Below are 18762 nucleotides of genomic sequence, written 5' to 3'. Positions count from 1 at the left end.
GCAGGGGATGAATGACCGCCCTCTGCCCAGGAGTAAGAATGAACACCCTATTCATGCATTGCCGGCCGGGCTTCGAAGGCGAAGTCTGCTCGGAAATTTCCGACCTCGCCGCCCAACTGAACGTGGCCGGCTACGCCAAGGCCAAACCGGCGACCGCTTGCGCCGAGTTCGTCTGCACCGAAGAAGACGGCGCCGAGCGCCTGATGCGTGGCCAGCGTTTCGCCGAGCTGATCTTCCCGCGCCAATGGGCTCGCGGGGTTTTCATCGATCTGCCGGAAACCGACCGTATCAGCGTGATCCTCGCGCACATGGCCGAATTCCCGGTGTGCGGCAGCTTGTGGCTGGAAGTCGTCGACACCAACGACGGCAAGGAACTGTCCAATTTCTGCAAGAAGTTCGAAGGCCCGCTGCGCAAGGCGCTGACCGGCGCCGGAAAACTGGTGGACGACGCCGACAAGCCGCGCCTGTTGCTGACCTTCAAGAGCGGCCGTGAGGTGTTCCTCGGCCTGGCCGATGCCGGTAACTCGGCGATGTGGCCGATGGGCATTCCGCGGTTGAAGTTCCCGCGTGAGGCGCCGAGCCGTTCGACCCTGAAGCTGGAAGAAGCCTGGCACCACTTTATCCCCCGGGATCAGTGGGACGAGCGCCTGCACAGCGACATGACCGGCGTCGACCTCGGCGCGGCGCCGGGCGGCTGGACATGGCAACTGGTCAATCGCGGCATGCTGGTGACGGCCATAGACAACGGCCCGATGGCCGAAAGCCTGATGGACACCGGTCTGGTGCAGCACTTGATGGCTGACGGTTTCACCTTCAAGCCCAAGCAGCCGGTGGACTGGATGGTCTGCGACATCGTCGAGAAACCGGCGCGCAACGCCGCGATGCTTGAAGAGTGGATCGGCGAGGGGCATTGCCGGGAAGCGGTGGTCAACCTCAAGTTGCCGATGAAGCAGCGTTACGCCGAAGTGAAGCGTCTGCTCGAACGCATTGCCGATGGTTTCAAGGCACGCGGGATCAAGGTCGATATCGGCTGCAAGCAGCTTTACCACGACCGCGAGGAAGTGACCTGCCATTTGCGCCGCCATGACGTGAAGAAAGCCAAAGCCCGCTGAGCGCGCGACAGGTGACCGAACACCCGGCATTGGGCGACAATGCCGGCCAGTTTCAGGAGTGAATCATGAGTGAAATGATCGATACGCCGGTCGACGGCACCCTCGACGCTACGGGCCTCAATTGCCCGGAGCCGGTGATGATGCTACACCAGCACATCCGTGACCTGGTGCCCGGCGGCCTGCTCAAGGTGATCGCCACCGACCCGTCGACCCGTCGCGACATCCCCAAGTTCTGCGTATTTCTCGACCATGAACTGGTGGGGCAGCACGAAGAGGCCGGGACCTATCTGTACTGGATTCGCAAGAAGTCCGGCTGATCGGAAGGCAAAAAAAGACCTGCAATTGCAGGTCTTTTTTTATGGCCGGTCAGCCCATCGAGCGGCTGATGCGGATGCGTTTGCGTGCGCTGCGCGTCAGGCGGATCGACAGCATCAGTGCCGCACAGCTCAGGCCGACGATCAGGCCTTCCCACAAGCCGCTCGGGCCGCGTGGCTCACCGAACCAGTCGGTCAGGCCGAGGGCGTAACCCACCGGCAGGCCGATGCCCCAGTAGGCGAACAGGGTCAGGATCATCGTCACCCGCGTGTCCTGATAACCGCGCAGGGCGCCGGCGGCGGTGACCTGGATCGCGTCGGAGAACTGGAACAGCGCCGAGTACACGATCAGCATCGCGGCGATGTGAATCACCATCGGATCCGAGGTGTAGATCGCTGCGATATGCTCGCGCATCAGCAACATCATGCTCGCCGACAGACAGGCGTAGGCCAGCGCAGTCCCCATGCCGACACCCGCCGCAAAACGCGCTTCGCGAGGTTCTTCACGGCCCAGGGCCTGGCCGACACGCACGGTCACGGCCATGCCCAGCGAGTACGGAATCATGAACACTAGCGAGCTGACGTTCAGCGCGATCTGGTGCCCGGCCACCACCGTGGCGCCGAGGCTGCCGATCAGCAGCGCGATTACCGCGAAAATGCTCGACTCGGCAAACACTGCAATACCAATTGGCAGACCGATGGCCAGCAGACGTTTGATCACCGCCCATTGCGGCCAGTCGAAACGGCTGAACAGTTCGCTCGACTTGTAGGCCGGCGCCCAGCGCTCATAACCGGCCAGACCCAGCGCCATGACCCACATCACGATTGCCGTGGCCCAGCCGCAACCGACGCCGCCCATGGCCGGCACACCGAAGTGGCCATAAATGAACACGTAGTTGAGCGGAATGTTCAGCGCCAGGCCGCACAGGCCCAACACCATCGCCGGCCGGGTGCGGCCGAGGCCGTCACTGGTGCAGCGCAGCACATGGTAGAAGGCCACCGCCGGCAGGCCGCTGGCAATGCCGTGCAGGTACTGCATGCACGGGCCGATCAGTTCCGGATCGACTTTCATCAGGTGCAGGATCGGTTCGGCGCAGAACAGTAGGGTGGTCGCCATCAGTCCGACCGCCAGCGCCAGCCACAAGGCCTGGCGCACGATCGGGCCGATCTCGCTGTGGGTGCCGGCGCCGAAGCGCTGGGCGACTTTCGGCGTGGTGGCCAGCAGGGTGCCGGTCATCAGCAGAAACACCGGTACCCAGATCGAGTTGCCCAGTGCCACGGCCGCCAGATCCTTTGGCCCGACGCGCCCGGCCATCACCGCATCGACGAAGCCCATGGCGGTGGTTGCCAGCTGCGCGATCATGATCGGCAGGGCCAGGCCGAGCAGATTCTTCAGCTCCAGGCGAACCCGGGCAGGGCGGTTGAGGGAAACGGCGGCAGGGCGTTCGGTTACGGAGTTCACAGGCAAAGCGTCCACAGGGGTTGATGCGCAAGGCCGGGCATTCTACGCCGCTGACGTTATGGTCAGGAAAAATCCTCTGTTGCGGATTTGTAATCAACAGCCTGCTGGCTCATCGCAGTCCCAGCGCCTACACTGCCGGTCCGCCCAAGGAGCCCCGCCATGCTGATTGTTGCCGACGAAAATATCCCGCTGCTCGATGCCTTTTTTGCCGGTTTCGGCGAGATCCGCCGGGTGCCGGGCCGTTCCATTGACCGGGCCACGGTCGAACAGGCCGACGTGTTGCTGGTGCGCTCGGTGACCAACGTCAACCGCGCGTTGCTCGAAGGCAGCCAGGTTCGTTTTGTCGGTACCTGCACCATCGGCACCGATCATCTGGATCTCGAATACTTCAACGAGGCCGGCATCACCTGGTCCAGCGCGCCGGGCTGCAATGCTCGTGGTGTGGTGGATTATGTGCTGGGCAGCCTGATGACCCTGGCTGAAATCGAAGGTGTCGATTTGAGTGAACGCACCTATGGCGTGATCGGCGCCGGTGAAGTGGGCGGTCGCTTGATCAAGGTGCTGAAAGGGCTGGGCTGGAGCGTGAAAGTCTGCGATCCGCCGCGTCAGGCGGCCGAGGGCGGCGACTATGTCAGCCTGGAGCAGATCATCCAGCAGTGCGACGTGATCAGTCTGCACACCCCGCTGACCCGCAGTGGTGAAGGCGCGACCTGGCACTTGTTCGACGAGCAACGTTTGCAGCAACTCAAGCCCGGCGCCTGGCTGATCAATGCCGCCCGTGGCCCGGTGGTGGATAACGCCGCGTTGCGCGAAGTGCTGCTGGAGCGTGAAGACCTGCAAGCGGTCCTCGATGTGTGGGAAGCCGAGCCTGAAGTCGATGTCGCCTTGGCCGAGCTCTGTGTGCTGGCGACTCCGCATATCGCCGGTTACAGCCTCGATGGCAAGCAACGCGGCACGGCGCAGATCTATCAGGCTTACTGCGATTACATCGGTCAGCCGGCCAGCATTCAGCTTGGCGACCTGTTGCCGGCACCGTGGTTGTCGGAAGTTTCCCTGCATGCCGACAGCGATCCGGCCTGGGCCCTGGCGATGTTGTGCCGGGGCGTGTACGACCCGCGCCGGGACGATGCGGATTTTCGCCGCACTTTGTTGGGTAGCGTCGGTGAGCAGCGTGCAGCGTTCGATGTGTTGCGCAAGCAGTATCCGGTACGCCGCGAGATTGAAGGGCTGAAAGTAAGAATCGAGGGGGATTCACCCGCCCTGCGGCAGATCGTGTCGGCGCTGGGCGCTGTGGCCGTATAAATCGCGGGCAGAAAAAACCCGGCCTACGGGGGCCGGGTCAGGAAGACGGTGGCTACATCACTTTTGTTCGGCAGGCTTGACCAATCGCTTCTCCAGTTCGCGGCAAGCGTTCTGGATCATGTCTTCAGTGATTGGCACTTCGCGCCCATCCTTATCGATAATCGAGCAACCCAGAGGTTGGCCGGGCTTGGTGCGGATCACTTGAATCTTGTCGTCGCTGCTGTGTTGCAAGGACATGGCCTGTCTCCTCATCAGGTTGTGTAAGCACAATAAAACCGTCAGGTGACCAGGCTGTGACAACTCCCTTCGATCTTTCCGGAACGGTATCTTCACTCAAGCAGAATTGACCGTTCGTCTCAACCCGGGCATTAGACCGATAGCATCTAGGGGGTAGTCTGGCCGGTCATAATTAACCTGACTCATTGTGATTTGCAGAGTTCCACCCCATTGAGTGTCCAGGCTGGCCCCATTAATCAGCATACGACGTGAACCTGAATGATCCCGATGCTTTCCTCGCGCCACCGCCGGGCCCTGCGCCTGACCAGTCATTTTCTCGCTCCTTATCGCTGGCAGGCCTTCGGCGCACTGCTCGCGCTGATCGTCACCGCCGGCATCACCTTATCGATGGGGCAGGGCATCAAGCTGCTGGTCGATCAGGGTTTCATGACCCAGTCGCCGCATTTGCTCAACCAGTCCATTGGCCTGTTCATGCTCTTGGTGCTGGGGCTCGCAGTCGGTACTTTTGCCCGGTTCTATCTGGTGTCATGGATCGGCGAGCGGGTGGTGGCCGACATCCGTCGGCAGGTGTTCAACCATCTGGTTTACCTGCATCCCGGGTTCTACGAGGACAATCGCAGTTCGGAAATCCAGTCGCGCCTGACCGCTGACACGACGTTGCTGCAATCGGTGATCGGTTCGTCGCTGTCGCTGTTCTTGCGCAATCTTTTGATGGTCATTGGCGGCGTCGTGCTGCTGTTCATCACCAATGCCAAGCTCACCAGTATCGTGGTGATTGCGCTGCCGCTGGTGATTGCGCCGATCCTGATTTTCGGGCGACGTGTGCGTAATCTTTCGCGATTGAGCCAGGACCGGATCGCCGACATTGGCAGCTATGTCTCGGAAACCCTTGGCCAGATCAAGACCGTTCAGGCTTATAACCATCAGGTGCAGGATGAACAGCGTTTCGCCTCGACCGTCGAGCAGGCGTTCGAGACCGCGCGCAAACGGATTTTCCAGCGGGCCTGGCTGATCACGCTGGTGATCGTGCTGGTGCTCGGCGCCGTCGCGGTGATGTTGTGGGTCGGGGGGATGGACGTGATTGCCGGGCGGATTTCTGCCGGTGAACTGGCGGCGTTCGTGTTCTACAGCCTGATCGTCGGCAGTGCGTTTGGCACGTTGAGCGAAGTGATCGGCGAACTGCAGCGCGCAGCGGGCGCCGCCGAGCGCATCGCCGAATTGTTGCGTTCGGAGAACATCATCCAGCCGCCGAAAGCCGGACTGGTGACCTTGCCGGCGCGGGTCAAAGGCGAGCTGGCGTTGCAGGACGTGCGTTTTTCCTACCCTTCGCGTCCCGAAAGCTTTGCCGTTGACGGCTTGAGTCTGACGGTCAACGCGGGCGAAACCCTTGCGCTTGTAGGCCCGTCCGGTGCGGGCAAGTCCACGGTGTATGACTTGCTGCTGCGTTTCTATGATCCGCGCGAAGGGCAAATCCTGATCGATGGCGTGCCGCTGACAAGTCTTGATCCCCTGGACCTGCGCCGCTGTTTTGCACTGGTTTCGCAGACTCCGGCGCTGTTCTTCGGCAGCGTCGAAGAAAACATTCGCTACGGTTGCCCGACTGCCACCCTGGAGCAGGTGCAGGAAGCCGCGAAAATCGCCCACGCCCACGACTTTATCGAACAAATGCCCGACGGCTACCAGACCCATCTGGGCGACGGTGGTCTCGGCCTGTCCGGTGGGCAACGCCAGCGCCTGGCCATCGCCCGGGCGTTGCTGGTCGACGCGCCGATCCTGCTGCTGGACGAAGCCACCAGCGCCCTCGATGCCCAGAGCGAACACCTGATCCAGCAAGCCCTGCCCAGTCTGATGCAAAACCGCACCACCCTGGTGATCGCCCACCGCTTGGCCACCGTGAAAAACGCCGACCGGATTGCGGTGATGGACCAGGGCAAGCTAGTGGCGATCGGTACGCATCAGGAGCTGATCGCCAGCAATCCGCTGTATGCGCGGTTGGCGGCGTTGCAGTTCAGTGATGGGCATCTGGCTTCGACCGACCCAGTAACCGACTAAGTAAGCGACCTAGTAACCGACCCAGTAGAGCGTCATAAAAAATGCCCGCATCTCTCGATGCGGGCATTTTTGTTTACGGCGATCTTTGCACGATCACTGATCGTCAAAGTACCGCTCATGCCAGTCCACCAGCGGCTGCGGCGAGTTGAGTTTCTGGCCGTAGATCACCGAGTAGGACAGCACGTTCTGCACGTATTGGCGGGTTTCGTCGAACGGGATGCTTTCGACCCACACGTCGAAGCTCAGGTGGTCGGCACCGCGCAGCCACTGGCGCACGCGGCCCGGGCCGGCGTTGTAGGCGGCGGAGGCGAGCACGCGGTTGCCATTGAACTGGCTGTGTACCTGGCTCAGGTAGGCGGCGCCGAGCTGGATGTTCTTGTCCGGATCGAGCACCTGCTGCGGCGAGGCCAGCGGAATGCTGAACTTGCGCGCGGTTTCCTTGGCGGTGCCGGGCATCAGTTGCATCAGGCCGCTGGCACCGACGCCGGAGCGGGCGTCGTCCATGAAGGCGCTTTCCTGACGGGTAATGGCGAACACCCAGCTCGAGTGCAGGCCACGGACCTTGGCTTCACGCACGAGGGTGTCGCGGTGGGCCATCGGGAAGCGGATGTCCAGGTCGTCCCAGTATTGCGCCTGGCTGATGGTGCGGATCGCCGGGAAATACCATTTCAGGTCGTAAGCCAGTTTGGCCTGGGCGACCATCTCGTCGCGGTTGAAGTGACGGCTGACGTGGTACCACTCTCGACGTCCGTCGACGATCTGCCCGCGGGCGTGGAATTCCAGTGCGCGGCGCACGCCGGGGGTGTTGCGCACCTTGTTGATGGTGGCCTGGCTGAGCACCAACGGTTTGTTGACCAGCGAATAAGGCAGTTGCGAGCGATCGGCGGCCAGGAAACCGTAGAAATCCCGCTCCCGTGCGAGGCTCTTGTACAGCGTCTGTGCTTCAGGGTTCTGTGGTTGCGCCAGTTCCAGGCTGCGGGCCTGCCAGTAGCGCCAGCGGTTGGTGGTGGCCAGATCCTGCGGCAGGCGGCGGGTCAACTGATAGGCATCGTCCCAGCGTGCCAGGCGCAGCAGCAGGCGCAGGCGCCATTCGGAAACGGTGTTGTCGCGCAGTTCCGGGTCATATTTGGTCATCACGTCCAGCGCGCGGCTGTCGAAGCGACGGGCCAGGGTCAGGCCGATTTCCCGGGCGATGGCGACTTTTTCATCCCGCGAGAAATGCATGCTGCTGGCGTAGCCATCAAGCAGATCCATGGCCTTGTCCGGATCCTGGCGGGCCAGACGGCGCAGGCCGAGGCTGACGATGTCCGACATCGGTTCGTCGGCCGGGGTGAAGCGCGATGGCTGGTTGAGCAGTTCCGGTTTCTGCGCAACATCCACCAGCAGACGCCCGCGTGGCGACAGTGTGGTCAGGCCGTTGACCAGGCTGTTGGCCAACGGATAGTTACGCGCCTGGGCGGCGAGTTTGGTGCGCTCCCAGCGTTTTTGCTCGGTCAACTGGCCGTCGGCGGCCCAGATCCCGAACAGCGCGTCACACGCGGCGGGTTGCGATTTGCCGGTCAGCCACAGTTTGTCGGCATTGGCGTAACCCTCGGCCTTGTGGCCGCTGCTGATCTGGTACTGCGCGTTCAGGCAGTCCAGTTCGGTGAAGTTAAGCTTCGGATCGTAATACTTGACGAAAGTCGCCCAGTCGCCACGGTCGGCGAGCCAGCGCAACCAGCGCAGCTTCATCCAGTTGGCCTGGGGCAGGTCACCGTGTTCGGCGAGGAATTTCTCGATTTCCGCGTTGCTGGCAGTCTTCAGGCGGGCGGTCAGCTCGTCGTAGGCCAGGTACGGCTCCAGCGGATAATCGGCGAGTGCCTGGCTGTAACGGAAATACGGGCCGGTATCGCCCTTGGCCAGGGCGCGCTTGGCCTCATCGTAATACTGGCGCTGGGTGGACAGGTCCACCGCCTGGGCGGATTGAGCAGCAGCGGCGGTGAGTAGCAAACAGGACAAAACACTGAGAAGGCGACTGCGCATGAGACATCCGGGCAGAGAAATCATGACAAGTGCCAGCGTGGGTGGCACTGAATTGTCTGTAGCTTAGCCTTTTGCCAGCAGACGGCGAAAGCTTTGCCGGCCTTGCGGCACAAGTTCGCAACAAATGTTGTGCAGAGTACGTCAGCGGCGAAATTGCCGGCCTGTTCGGCCCTCGATTCAGGTAGAATGCGCGCCCGGTTTTTGGAGAAGCTCATGACCCTGCTCAAATTCAGCGATGTGTCCCTTGCATTCGGCGCGATGCCGTTGTTGGACAAGGTGTCCTGGCAGATCGCCCGTGGTGAGCGGGTGTGCATCATCGGTCGCAACGGCACTGGCAAGTCCAGCATGATGAAACTGGTCAAGGGCGACCAGAAGCCTGACGACGGCGCCGTGTGGCGTGCCCCCGGTCTGAAAATCGGTGAATTGCCGCAGGAACTGCCGGTGGCCGACGAGCGGACCGTGTTCGACGTGGTGGCCGAAGGCCTCGACGGCGTGGGTGCGCTGCTTGCCGAATACCATCACCTGAGCCAGAACATCGTCACCGACGCTGATCTGGAAAAGCTGATGCACGTCCAGCATGACCTCGAAGCCCGTGACGGCTGGCGCTTGCAGACCCTGGTCGACAGCACTCTGAGCCGCCTGCAACTGCCGGCCGACAAGACCCTCGCCGAGTTGTCCGGCGGCTGGCGTCGTCGTGTGCTGCTGGCCCAGGCGCTGGTGTCCGAGCCGGATCTGCTGCTGCTCGACGAACCGACCAACCACCTGGACATCGGTGCGATTGCCTGGCTCGAAGAAGCACTGAAGGATTTCCAGGGCGCCGTGCTGTTCATCACGCACGACCGTTCCTTCCTGCAAAACCTGGCCACCCGCATTCTTGAACTGGATCGCGGTGGCCTGATCGACTGGAACGGCGACTACGCCAGTTTCCTGGTCCACAAAGAAGCCGAACTGGCCGCTGAAGAAACCGCCAACGCGCTGTTCGACAAGCGTCTGGCTCAGGAAGAAGTGTGGATTCGTCAGGGTATCAAGGCCCGTCGCACCCGTAACGAAGGCCGCGTGCGTGCGCTGAAGGCCCTGCGTGTCGAGCGCAGCGAACGTCGTGAACGCACCGGCAAGGCCAACATCCAGCTGGAAACAGCGGAGAAGTCCGGCAAGCAAGTGATGGTGCTGGATAACGTGAGTTTCGCGCATCCGGGCGGCCCGTTCCTGATCCGCGATTTCTCCATGGTGCTGCAGCGCGGCGATCGTATCGGCCTGCTCGGCGCCAACGGCACCGGTAAAACCACCCTGCTGAAACTGATGCTCAGCGGTCTGCAACCAACCAGCGGCAAGGTGGAAGAGGGCACCAAGATCGACGTGGCCTACTTCGACCAGTTGCGCCATCAGCTGGATCTGGAAAAGACCGTGGTCGACAACGTCGCCGAAGGTCGCGATTTCATCGATATCAATGGCCAGAGCCGCCACGTGCTGAGCTACCTCGGCGATTTCCTGTTCAGCCCGCAGCGTGCCCGCACGCCGGTAAAGGCGCTGTCCGGAGGCGAGCGTGCGCGTCTGCTGCTGGCCAAACTATTCAGCAAGCCTGCAAACCTGCTGGTGCTCGACGAACCGACCAACGACCTCGACGTGGAAACCCTCGAGCTGCTCGAAGAGGTGCTGCTGACCTTCAACGGCACCGTGCTGATGGTCAGCCACGACCGGGCATTCCTCGATAACGTGGTAACCAGCACTCTTGTCTTCGAAGGTGAGGGCAAGGTTCGCGAATACGTCGGCGGCTATCAGGACTGGATCCGCCAGGGCGGTTCGCCGCGTCTGTTGGGCGTGACTGAAAGCAAATCCGGCAAGGCCGACCTGAACTCGGCGGTGGTCACTGCTGAACCGGCCCCGGTTGCCGCGCCTGTCGCTGCGGCCCCGGCTGCGAAGAAGAAACTGAGCTACAAGCTTCAGCGCGAGCTGGAAGCGTTGCCGGGCGACATCGACGCCAAAGAGCAGCAGATTGCTGCGGTCGAGGCTGAAATGGCTGAAGCCGGTTTCTACCAGCGTCCGCCGGCCGAAACGGCCAAGGTGATTGCTTCTCTGGAGCAGTTGCAGGCTGAGCTGGATGCGCTGGTGGAGCGTTGGGCGGAGCTGGACGCCTGATTGTTTCCAGGTATGAAAAAGCCCGGCGTCCAGTGATGGACGCCGGGCTTTTTAGCTTTTCACAAGTGCCTGGGATCAGCGTTTGACCAGGTGCACCGCCAGCACATCGCAAGGTGCGCCGTGCAGGACATCGTTGGCGGTCGAGCCCAATAGCAGCGCCAGACCATGTCGGCCATGGCTGCCGACCACGATCAGGTCGCATTCCTGTTCCTTGGCGAAGTGGTGGATTTCCTGACGTGGCTGGCCGTAGGTCAGGTGGCAGTTGGAGCCTTCCAGTTCGGTGTATTTGTGCTTCAGGCGCTCAAGGCGTTCCTTGGCTTGATCGAACTGCTGCTGTTGCAGTTGTGACAGATCCATCGGCACGTCACCGCCAAAGGCCATGGCCATCGGTTCGACGATATGCACCAGCGACAGCTTGGCGCCATTGCTCACCGACAGCTCTCGGGCGCGGTGGATCACAGGGTCGCACTCTTCGGTCAGATCTACGGCGACCAGGATATGGTGGTAGGGCATGAGGTGCTCCTCGTGAGGGATCAATATTGTTAAGTATGGCTGGTTTCAAGCGCATTGGTTCCAAAGTGACGCAATGGGCTCATGACAAAACGGGAGTACACATATGACGGTCTGGCTGGTGGTGTCAATCCTGCTGGTGGTGTTGAGCCCCTTGGCGTGGTTGCGTCCGTCCCGTGCACAGAGTGGTCGGATAGCCTTGCGCACCGAGGCCCGGCGCATCGGGCTGGCCATGCAGCTGGCGCCCCAGGAGTGGCCGCACTGGCTGAGCCAGGAGCCGCCAAACCCGTGCGCGCAATACCATCGGCCACGGCGCGGCAAGCAGCCGGCGTGCTGGACGTATTGGCAGAAATCCCCGGGCGTGTGGGTCAATCAGTGGCAGGAAGTCTGTGAAGATGCGCTTCTGCTCAATCATTTCGAAAAATTGCCGGGCAACGTTTTCAAGGTTGAAGCCGACAAGCAGATGATCGCGCTCTATTGGGGCGAGAAGGGTGACGCTTCGGTTCTGCTGGACATTGATGCCACGCTGAAAGCGCTGGCATGACTCACGGACGTTTCGCGCTGCAACGGTGCGAAACGTCTGGCAGACGAGCAATAAAAAGCCCGACATGATTCATCGGGCGGGGTTGGCCAGGCAGGCCGGAAATTCTTTTTGGCGTTGAACCGGAGTGAGCCGGTCAGCAAAAGTGCGCCTGTTTTCCTTTGTAGTCCAGCCAGCGTAGCCTGTTAAACAAGGCTTGCGGCGAATTAGGGCGACTTTTCTAACTATTCATCTTATGAATGCCCTGGCATGCAAGCATGCGTGGGCGGGCTGCGTCTTACAGAAATGACCGCAAAGTCGCATTTCAACCCGTATTTAGGGCGATTGACAATTGTCGGAAATTCCGTGAAGGTGGCGTACCCAAATCAAACGGGCGTATGAATTGAGCGTTTGTATTGCAGACTGCTCCTACAGAATCCCGACTATCGCGTTGGCGGGTGTGCCGGGTGGATTGGTGTCAGCATTGACGAAAAAGCGTCCTGCCGAGCCATTCGCCTGCGTCCGACGTGTACTGTTCAGCTTCCATATCGTGGAGATCAGTTGATGATTTACGAAGGTAAAGCCATCACGGTTAAAGCTCTTGAAAGTGGCATCGTCGAATTGAAATTCGACCTCAAGGGTGAGTCCGTCAACAAGTTCAACCGTCTTACCCTGAACGAACTGCGTCAGGCCGTAGACACCATCAAGGCAGATGCTTCGATCAAGGGCGTGATCGTCAGCAGTGGCAAGGACGTGTTCATCGTCGGCGCCGACATCACCGAATTTGTCGACAACTTCAAGCTGCCGGATGCCGAGCTGGTTGCAGGCAATCTCGAAGCCAACAAGATCTTCAGCGATTTCGAAGACCTCAACGTTCCGACCGTGGCCGCAATCAACGGCATCGCCCTGGGTGGCGGTCTGGAAATGTGCCTGGCGGCGGACTACCGCGTCATGTCCACCAAGGCCAAGATCGGTCTGCCGGAAGTCAAGCTGGGTATCTACCCGGGCTTCGGCGGTACCGTGCGTCTGCCGCGCCTGATCGGTGCAGACAATGCCATCGAGTGGATTGCCGCCGGCAAGGAAAACCGTCCTGAAGACGCGCTGAAAGTCGGCGCCGTCGATGCCGTGGTTGCCCCTGAAAAGCTGCAGGAAGCCGCTGTTGAGCTGATCAAGCGCGCCATCTCCGGCGAGTTCGACTACAAGGCCAAGCGTCAGCCGAAGCTGGAAAAGCTCAAGCTGAACGCTATTGAGCAAATGATGGCTTTCGAAACCGCCAAGGGTTTCGTGGCTGGCCAGGCCGGCCCGAACTACCCGGCCCCGGTTGAAGCGATCAAGACCATCCAGAAAGCCGCGAACTTCGGTCGTGACAAGGCGCTGGAAGTCGAAGCCGCAGGTTTCGTGAAACTGGCCAAGACCTCTGCCGCGCAGAGCTTGATCGGTCTGTTCCTGAACGATCAGGAACTGAAGAAAAAGGCCAAGGCCTACGACGAAATCGCCAAGGACGTGAAACAGGCCGCCGTACTGGGCGCCGGCATCATGGGTGGCGGTATCGCCTATCAGTCGGCCTCCAAAGGCACGCCGATCCTGATGAAGGACATCAACGAGCACGGCATCGAGCAAGGTCTGGCGGAAGCCGCCAAGCTGCTGGTCGGCCGCGTTGATAAAGGCCGTATGACTGCCGCGAAAATGGCTGAAGTGCTCAACGGCATTCGTCCTACGCTGTCCTACGGCGATTTCGGTCACGTTGACCTGGTCGTTGAAGCCGTGGTCGAGAATCCGAAGGTCAAGCAAGCCGTTCTGGCGGAAGTCGAAGCTCAGGTCAAAGAGGACACTATCCTCGCGTCCAACACTTCGACCATTTCCATCAGCCTGCTGGCCAAGGCCCTCAAGCGTCCGGAAAACTTCGTCGGCATGCACTTCTTCAACCCGGTGCACATGATGCCGCTGGTGGAAGTGATCCGTGGCGAGAAGTCCAGCGAGCTGGCTGTTGCCACCACCGTTGCCTACGCCAAAAAAATGGGCAAGAACCCGATCGTCGTCAACGACTGCCCGGGCTTCCTGGTCAACCGCGTACTGTTCCCGTACTTCGGCGGTTTCGCCAAGCTGGTCAGTGCCGGTGTGGACTTCGTCCGTATCGACAAGATCATGGAAAAATTCGGCTGGCCGATGGGCCCGGCGTACCTGATGGACGTGGTCGGCATCGACACCGGCCACCACGGTCGTGACGTAATGGCTGAAGGCTTCCCGGACCGCATGAAGGACGATCGTCGTTCGGCCATCGACGTGCTTTACGAAGCCAAGCGTCTGGGTCAGAAGAACGGCAAGGGCTTCTACGCCTACGAGGCCGACAAGAAAGGCAAGCAGAAGAAGGTTGCCGATCCGTCGGTACTGGAAGTGCTCAAGCCGATCGTCTACGAGCAGCGTGAAGTCACTGACGAAGACATCATCAACTGGATGATGATCCCGCTGTGCCTGGAAACCGTGCGTTGCCTGGAAGACGGCATCGTCGAAACCGCCGCCGAAGCCGACATGGGTCTGGTCTACGGCATTGGTTTCCCTCCATTCCGTGGCGGTGCGCTGCGCTACATCGACTCGATCGGTGTTGCCGAGTTCGTTGCCCTGGCCGACCAGTACGCTGATTTGGGCGCGCTGTACCACCCGACCGCGAAGCTGCGCGAAATGGCCAAGAACGGCCAGAGCTTCTTCGGTTAAGCGCCCCCAACTAGAGTGAGAGTGAACTTATGAGCTTGAATCCTAGAGACGTCGTGATTGTCGACTTCGGTCGTACTCCGATGGGCCGCTCCAAGGGCGGCATGCACCGCAACACCCGCGCCGAAGACATGTCGGCGCACCTGATCAGCAAACTGCTGGAACGCAACACCAAGGTCGATCCTGCAGAAGTCGAGGACGTGATCTGGGGCTGTGTGAACCAGACCCTGGAGCAGGGCTGGAACATCGCGCGCATGGCGTCGCTGATGACCCAGATCCCGCACACTTCGGCCGGCCAGACCGTCAGCCGTCTGTGCGGCTCGTCGATGAGCGCCCTGCACACCGCTGCGCAAGCGATCATGACCGGCAACGGTGACGTATTCGTGGTTGGTGGCGTCGAGCATATGGGCCACGTGAGCATGATGCACGGTGTCGATCCGAACCCGCACATGTCCCTTTACGCGGCAAAAGCCTCGGGCATGATGGGCCTGACCGCTGAAATGCTGGGCAAAATGCACGGCATCACTCGCGAACAGCAGGACGCCTTTGGCGTGCGTTCCCACCAGTTGGCCCACAAGGCAACCGTGGAAGGCAAGTTCAAGGACGAAATCATCCCGATGCAGGGCTATGACGAGAACGGTTTCCTGAAAACCTTCGACTACGACGAAACCATTCGTCCGGAAACCACCCTGGAAAGCCTGGCGGCTCTGAAGCCGGCGTTCAATCCAAAGGGCGGCACCGTGACTGCCGGTACTTCGTCGCAGATCACTGATGGTGCTTCGTGCATGATCGTGATGTCGGCGCAGCGTGCACAGGACCTGGGCATCCAGCCAATGGCCGTGATTCGTTCGATGGCGGTGGCAGGTGTGGACCCGGCGATCATGGGCTATGGTCCGGTACCCGCGACTCAGAAAGCACTGAAACGTGCCGGCCTGGGTATCAACGATATCGACTTCTTCGAGCTCAACGAAGCGTTCGCCGCACAGGCCCTGCCAGTGCTGAAAGACCTGAAAGTGCTCGACAAGATGAATGAGAAGGTTAACCTGCACGGCGGCGCGATCGCCCTGGGTCACCCGTTCGGTTGCTCCGGTGCCCGTATTTCCGGCACCTTGCTGAACGTGATGAAGCAGAATGGCGGCACCTTCGGGGTGGCCACCATGTGCATTGGCCTCGGCCAAGGCATCTCCACCGTCTTCGAACGCGTTTAAGCGTCTCGTCGATGGAAGCCGGGGCCAAGTGCCCCGGTTTTTGTTTTTGCGGATTTATTTTTGTTTTTATTTTGAAAAAATTTGAGTGAGGGCCGAAGCATGCCGATACAACCTGGGCTCTACCAACATTACAAAGGTCCGCAGTACCGCGTATTCAGTGTCGCGCGGCATTCCGAGACCGAAGAAGAAGTGGTCTTTTACCAAGCCCTGTATGGCGATTACGGCTTCTGGGTACGTCCCTTGAGCATGTTCCTGGAGTCCGTCGAGGTTGACGGGGAGCAGGTCCCACGCTTTGCTTTGGTGCAAGCCGAACCGAGCCTTTTTTCGAAGCCGTAAGGCGAGTGCGCGCAAAACCCTGCGCTTGACCTCACCTTGTAGCCACTATATATAGCGGTGCCGCGTCAGGCGCCAACCGCCTTTCACTTCTAGAATTCAGGAATTTTCTGATCCATGGGCAAATCGCTGGTCATTGTGGAATCCCCGGCTAAGGCCAAGACCATCAACAAGTATCTGGGCAACCAATACGTGGTGAAGTCGAGTATCGGCCATATCCGAGACCTGCCCACCAGCGGTTCGGCTAGCGCCAGCAAGGAGCCTGCCGCCAAGCGTGGCAAGGCAGCTGCGGGCGAAGCGCCAGCGCTGTCGCCGAAAGAGAAGGCGCGCAAGCAGCTGGTCTCGCGCATGGGTGTCGATCCGGATCATGGCTGGAAGGCCAAGTACGAGATCCTCCCGGGCAAGGAAAAGGTCATCGAAGAGCTGCGCCGGCTCGCCAAGGATGCTGACACCATCTATCTCGCAACCGACTTGGATCGCGAGGGGGAAGCCATTGCCTGGCACCTGCGCGAAGCCATCGGTGGTGACGAAAGCCGCTACAAGCGCGTGGTGTTCAACGAAATCACCAAGAAAGCGATTCAGGAAGCGTTCTCGGAGCCGGGCGAGCTCGATATCGATCGAGTGAACGCGCAGCAGGCCCGCCGTTTCCTTGACCGCGTCGTCGGTTACATGGTCTCGCCGCTACTGTGGGCCAAGATCGCTCGTGGTCTGTCCGCCGGTCGTGTGCAGTCGGTGGCCGTGAAGCTGGTGGTGGAGCGTGAGCGTGAAATTCGCGCGTTCATCCCGGAAGAGTACTGGGAAGTGCATGCCGACCTCGGCACTGCAAAAGGCTCGACCGTGCGTTTCGAAGTGGCCCGTGAAAAGGGCGAAGCTTTCAAGCCGCTCAACGAAGCGCAGGCCATGGCGGCGCTGGAGAAGCTGAAGTCTTCCAGCTACAGCATCGTCAAACGTGAAGACAAGCCGACCAGCAGCAAGCCGTCGGCGCCGTTCATCACCTCCACGCTACAGCAGGCCGCGAGCAACCGCCTGGGCTTCGGCGTGAAGAAAACCATGATGATGGCCCAGCGTCTGTACGAAGCCGGCTACATCACTTATATGCGTACCGACTCGACCAACCTCTCGGCCGATGCCGTGGCGATGGCGCGTACTTATATCGAAGACGAGTTCGGCAAGAAGTACCTGCCGGAAACGCCGAACGTCTACAGCAGCAAGGAAGGCGCACAAGAGGCTCACGAAGCGATTCGTCCTTCCGACGCCAACACCACGCCAAGCAAGCTCGCTGGCATGGAGCGTGACGCTGAGCGCCTCTACGAGCTGATCTGGCGCCAGTTCCTGGCTTGCCAGATGCTGCCGGCGCAATACCTGTCGACCACCGTCAGCGTGGCCGCTGGCGACTTCGAGCTGCGTGCCAAGGGCCGTATCCTGAAGTTCGACGGCTACACCCGCGTTCTGCCGCAAATCACCAAGCCTGGCGATGACGACGTCCTGCCGGACATGGCGCAGGGTGACGTGATGAAGCTGATCAAGCTTGATCCGACCCAGCATTTCACCAAGCCGCCGGCCCGTTACTCGGAAGCCAGTCTGGTGAAAGAAATGGAAAAGCGCGGCATCGGTCGTCCTTCGACCTACGCGGCGATCATTTCGACCATTCAGGATCGCGGTTACGTGACCCTGCACAACCGTCGTTTCTATTCGGAAAAGATGGGCGACATCGTTACCGAGCGTCTGTCCGAGAGCTTCTCGAACCTCATGGACTACGGCTTCACCGCCGGCATGGAAGAGAATCTCGATGACGTGGCTCAGGGCGAACGTGACTGGAAGAACGTGCTTGACGAGTTCTACGGTGACTTCAAGAAAAAACTCGAAGTGGCCGAGAACCCGGAAGCCGGCATGCGTGCCAACCAGCCGGTGATGACCGATATTCCGTGCACCACTTGCGGTCGTCCGATGCAGATTCGTACTGCATCGACTGGCGTGTTCCTCGGTTGCTCGGGCTACAGCCTGCCACCGAAAGAGCGCTGCAAGGCCACGGTCAACCTGGTGCCGGGCGATGAAATTGCTGCGGACGACGAGGGCGAATCGGAATCCCTGGTGCTGCGCGGCAAGCATCGTTGCCCGATCTGCAGCACGGCGATGGACGCCTACCTGCTCGACGAAAAGCGCAAGCTGCACATCTGCGGCAACAACCCGGATTGCGCCGGCTACGAAATCGAAGAGGGCAGCTACCGCATCAAGGGCTATGAAGGTCCGAGCCTGGAATGCGACAAGTGCGGCAGCGAGATGCAGCTCAAGACCGGCCGTTTCGGCAAGTTCTTCGGTTGCACCAATCCGACTTGCAAGAACACTCGCAAGCTGCTGAAAAGCGGTGACGCGGCGCCGCCGAAGATGGATCCGGTGAAGATGCCTGAGCTGAAATGCGAAAAGGTCAACGACACCTATATCCTGCGCGACGGTGCTTCAGGCCTGTTCCTGGCGGCGAGCCAGTTCCCGAAAAACCGCGAGACCCGTGCTCCGCTGGTGATCGAGATTCTGCCACACAAGGACGAGATCGATCCGAAGTACCACTTCCTGTGCGAAGCGCCGCAGAAGGATCCAGATGGTCTGCCGGCAGTGATCCGCTACAGCCGCAAGACCAAGGAGCAATACGTCCAGACCGAAGTCGACGGCAAGCCGACTGGCTGGAAAGCGTTCTTCGACGGTGGCAAGTGGACCGTTGAAGACAAGCGTCCGGCGAAAGCCAAGGCTTGAGCAAGCGCTGATCCGAGGCTGTCTTGACCGGGTGACTTCAACACAAAAGGCCGCATGACAACCTTCTGGTTTTCATGCGGCCTTTTTTGTTTAAAGC

General features: G+C 60.5%; 14 protein-coding genes. 10 read left to right on the top strand and 4 right to left on the bottom strand.

The genetic code is table 11. From position 1 onward, the window contains the following. Positions 1-38: 38 nt before the first annotated feature. Together rlmM and tusA are read left to right on the top strand one after the other, a co-directional pair. Positions 39-1112 (top strand): 23S rRNA (cytidine(2498)-2'-O)-methyltransferase RlmM, encoded by a 1074-nt coding sequence (gene rlmM / locus R1A29_RS18910; protein WP_114884403.1) that lies wholly within the window; start codon positions 39-41, stop codon positions 1110-1112. 65 nt (positions 1113-1177) lie between these two features. After that, positions 1178-1429, top strand: a complete 252-nt coding sequence (gene tusA / locus R1A29_RS18905) for a sulfurtransferase TusA (protein WP_007953079.1) — start codon at positions 1178-1180, stop codon at positions 1427-1429. 49 nt (positions 1430-1478) lie between these two features. Here the strand turns inward: tusA and R1A29_RS18900 are convergent, their stop codons facing one another. Then, the gene (locus R1A29_RS18900; RefSeq protein WP_438299215.1) at positions 1479-2888 is read right to left on the bottom strand and encodes an MATE family efflux transporter; all 1410 of its coding nucleotides are present in this window, start codon (positions 2886-2888) and stop codon (positions 1479-1481) included. Positions 2889-3047: 159 nt separating this feature from the next. On the opposite strand from R1A29_RS18900, the gene pdxB reads away from it, so the two are divergent. Continuing rightward, positions 3048-4190 carry a 4-phosphoerythronate dehydrogenase PdxB gene (gene pdxB / locus R1A29_RS18895; protein ID WP_438299214.1) on the top strand — a complete coding sequence of 381 codons (1143 nt, stop codon included), beginning with the start codon at positions 3048-3050 and terminating at the stop codon, positions 4188-4190. A 57-nt stretch (positions 4191-4247) separates the two neighbouring features. Here pdxB and R1A29_RS18890 read toward each other — a convergent pair whose 3' ends face one another. Beyond that, complete coding sequence (locus tag R1A29_RS18890; protein ID WP_065260694.1) at positions 4248-4427, bottom strand: PA1571 family protein; 180 nt, start codon at positions 4425-4427, stop codon at positions 4248-4250. 258 nt (positions 4428-4685) lie between these two features. Here R1A29_RS18890 and R1A29_RS18885 point away from each other — a divergent pair, with 258 nt between their 5' ends. Then, positions 4686-6479 (top strand): ABC transporter transmembrane domain-containing protein, encoded by a 1794-nt coding sequence (locus tag R1A29_RS18885; RefSeq protein ID WP_438299213.1) that lies wholly within the window; start codon positions 4686-4688, stop codon positions 6477-6479. A gap of 93 nt (positions 6480-6572) precedes the next feature. Here R1A29_RS18885 and R1A29_RS18880 read toward each other — a convergent pair whose 3' ends face one another. Continuing rightward, entirely contained in the window at positions 6573-8501 is a 1929-nt protein-coding gene (locus R1A29_RS18880; RefSeq protein ID WP_248741238.1) for a transglycosylase SLT domain-containing protein, read from the bottom strand. Between the two features lie 213 nt (positions 8502-8714). On the opposite strand from R1A29_RS18880, the gene R1A29_RS18875 reads away from it, so the two are divergent. Further along, the gene (locus R1A29_RS18875) at positions 8715-10637 is read left to right on the top strand and encodes an ATP-binding cassette domain-containing protein (RefSeq protein WP_085713134.1); all 1923 of its coding nucleotides are present in this window, start codon (positions 8715-8717) and stop codon (positions 10635-10637) included. 75 nt (positions 10638-10712) lie between these two features. On the opposite strand, the gene R1A29_RS18870 is transcribed toward R1A29_RS18875, so the two are convergent. Beyond that, positions 10713-11150 carry a universal stress protein gene (locus R1A29_RS18870; RefSeq protein ID WP_119426999.1) on the bottom strand — a complete coding sequence of 146 codons (438 nt, stop codon included), beginning with the start codon at positions 11148-11150 and terminating at the stop codon, positions 10713-10715. Between the two features lie 103 nt (positions 11151-11253). Between R1A29_RS18870 and R1A29_RS18865 the strand changes: the two genes are divergently transcribed. The 5 genes from R1A29_RS18865 (at position 11254) to topA (ending at position 18665) form a co-directional block, all read left to right on the top strand. Beyond that, positions 11254-11691 (top strand): hypothetical protein, encoded by a 438-nt coding sequence (locus R1A29_RS18865; RefSeq protein ID WP_438299212.1) that lies wholly within the window; start codon positions 11254-11256, stop codon positions 11689-11691. A 540-nt stretch (positions 11692-12231) separates the two neighbouring features. Continuing rightward, positions 12232-14379 (top strand): fatty acid oxidation complex subunit alpha FadB, encoded by a 2148-nt coding sequence (gene fadB, locus R1A29_RS18860; RefSeq protein WP_438299211.1) that lies wholly within the window; start codon positions 12232-12234, stop codon positions 14377-14379. A 29-nt stretch (positions 14380-14408) separates the two neighbouring features. Further along, positions 14409-15584, top strand: a complete 1176-nt coding sequence (gene fadA, locus R1A29_RS18855; protein ID WP_085613118.1) for an acetyl-CoA C-acyltransferase FadA — start codon at positions 14409-14411, stop codon at positions 15582-15584. Between the two features lie 99 nt (positions 15585-15683). Beyond that, positions 15684-15920, top strand: a complete 237-nt coding sequence (locus R1A29_RS18850; RefSeq protein ID WP_007953059.1) for a DUF1653 domain-containing protein — start codon at positions 15684-15686, stop codon at positions 15918-15920. 114 nt (positions 15921-16034) lie between these two features. Beyond that, a complete protein-coding gene (gene topA, locus R1A29_RS18845; RefSeq protein WP_438299210.1) occupies positions 16035-18665 on the top strand; it encodes a type I DNA topoisomerase in 2631 nt (876 codons plus the stop codon). The last annotated feature ends 97 nt before the right edge of the window (positions 18666-18762 follow it).

Origin of the sequence: Pseudomonas sp. NMS19W, from assembly GCF_051554255.1 — a bacterium.
In the GTDB taxonomy this organism is placed as follows: domain Bacteria; phylum Pseudomonadota; class Gammaproteobacteria; order Pseudomonadales; family Pseudomonadaceae; genus Aquipseudomonas; species Aquipseudomonas kribbensis.
This window is presented reverse-complemented; position numbering and strand designations above follow the sequence as displayed.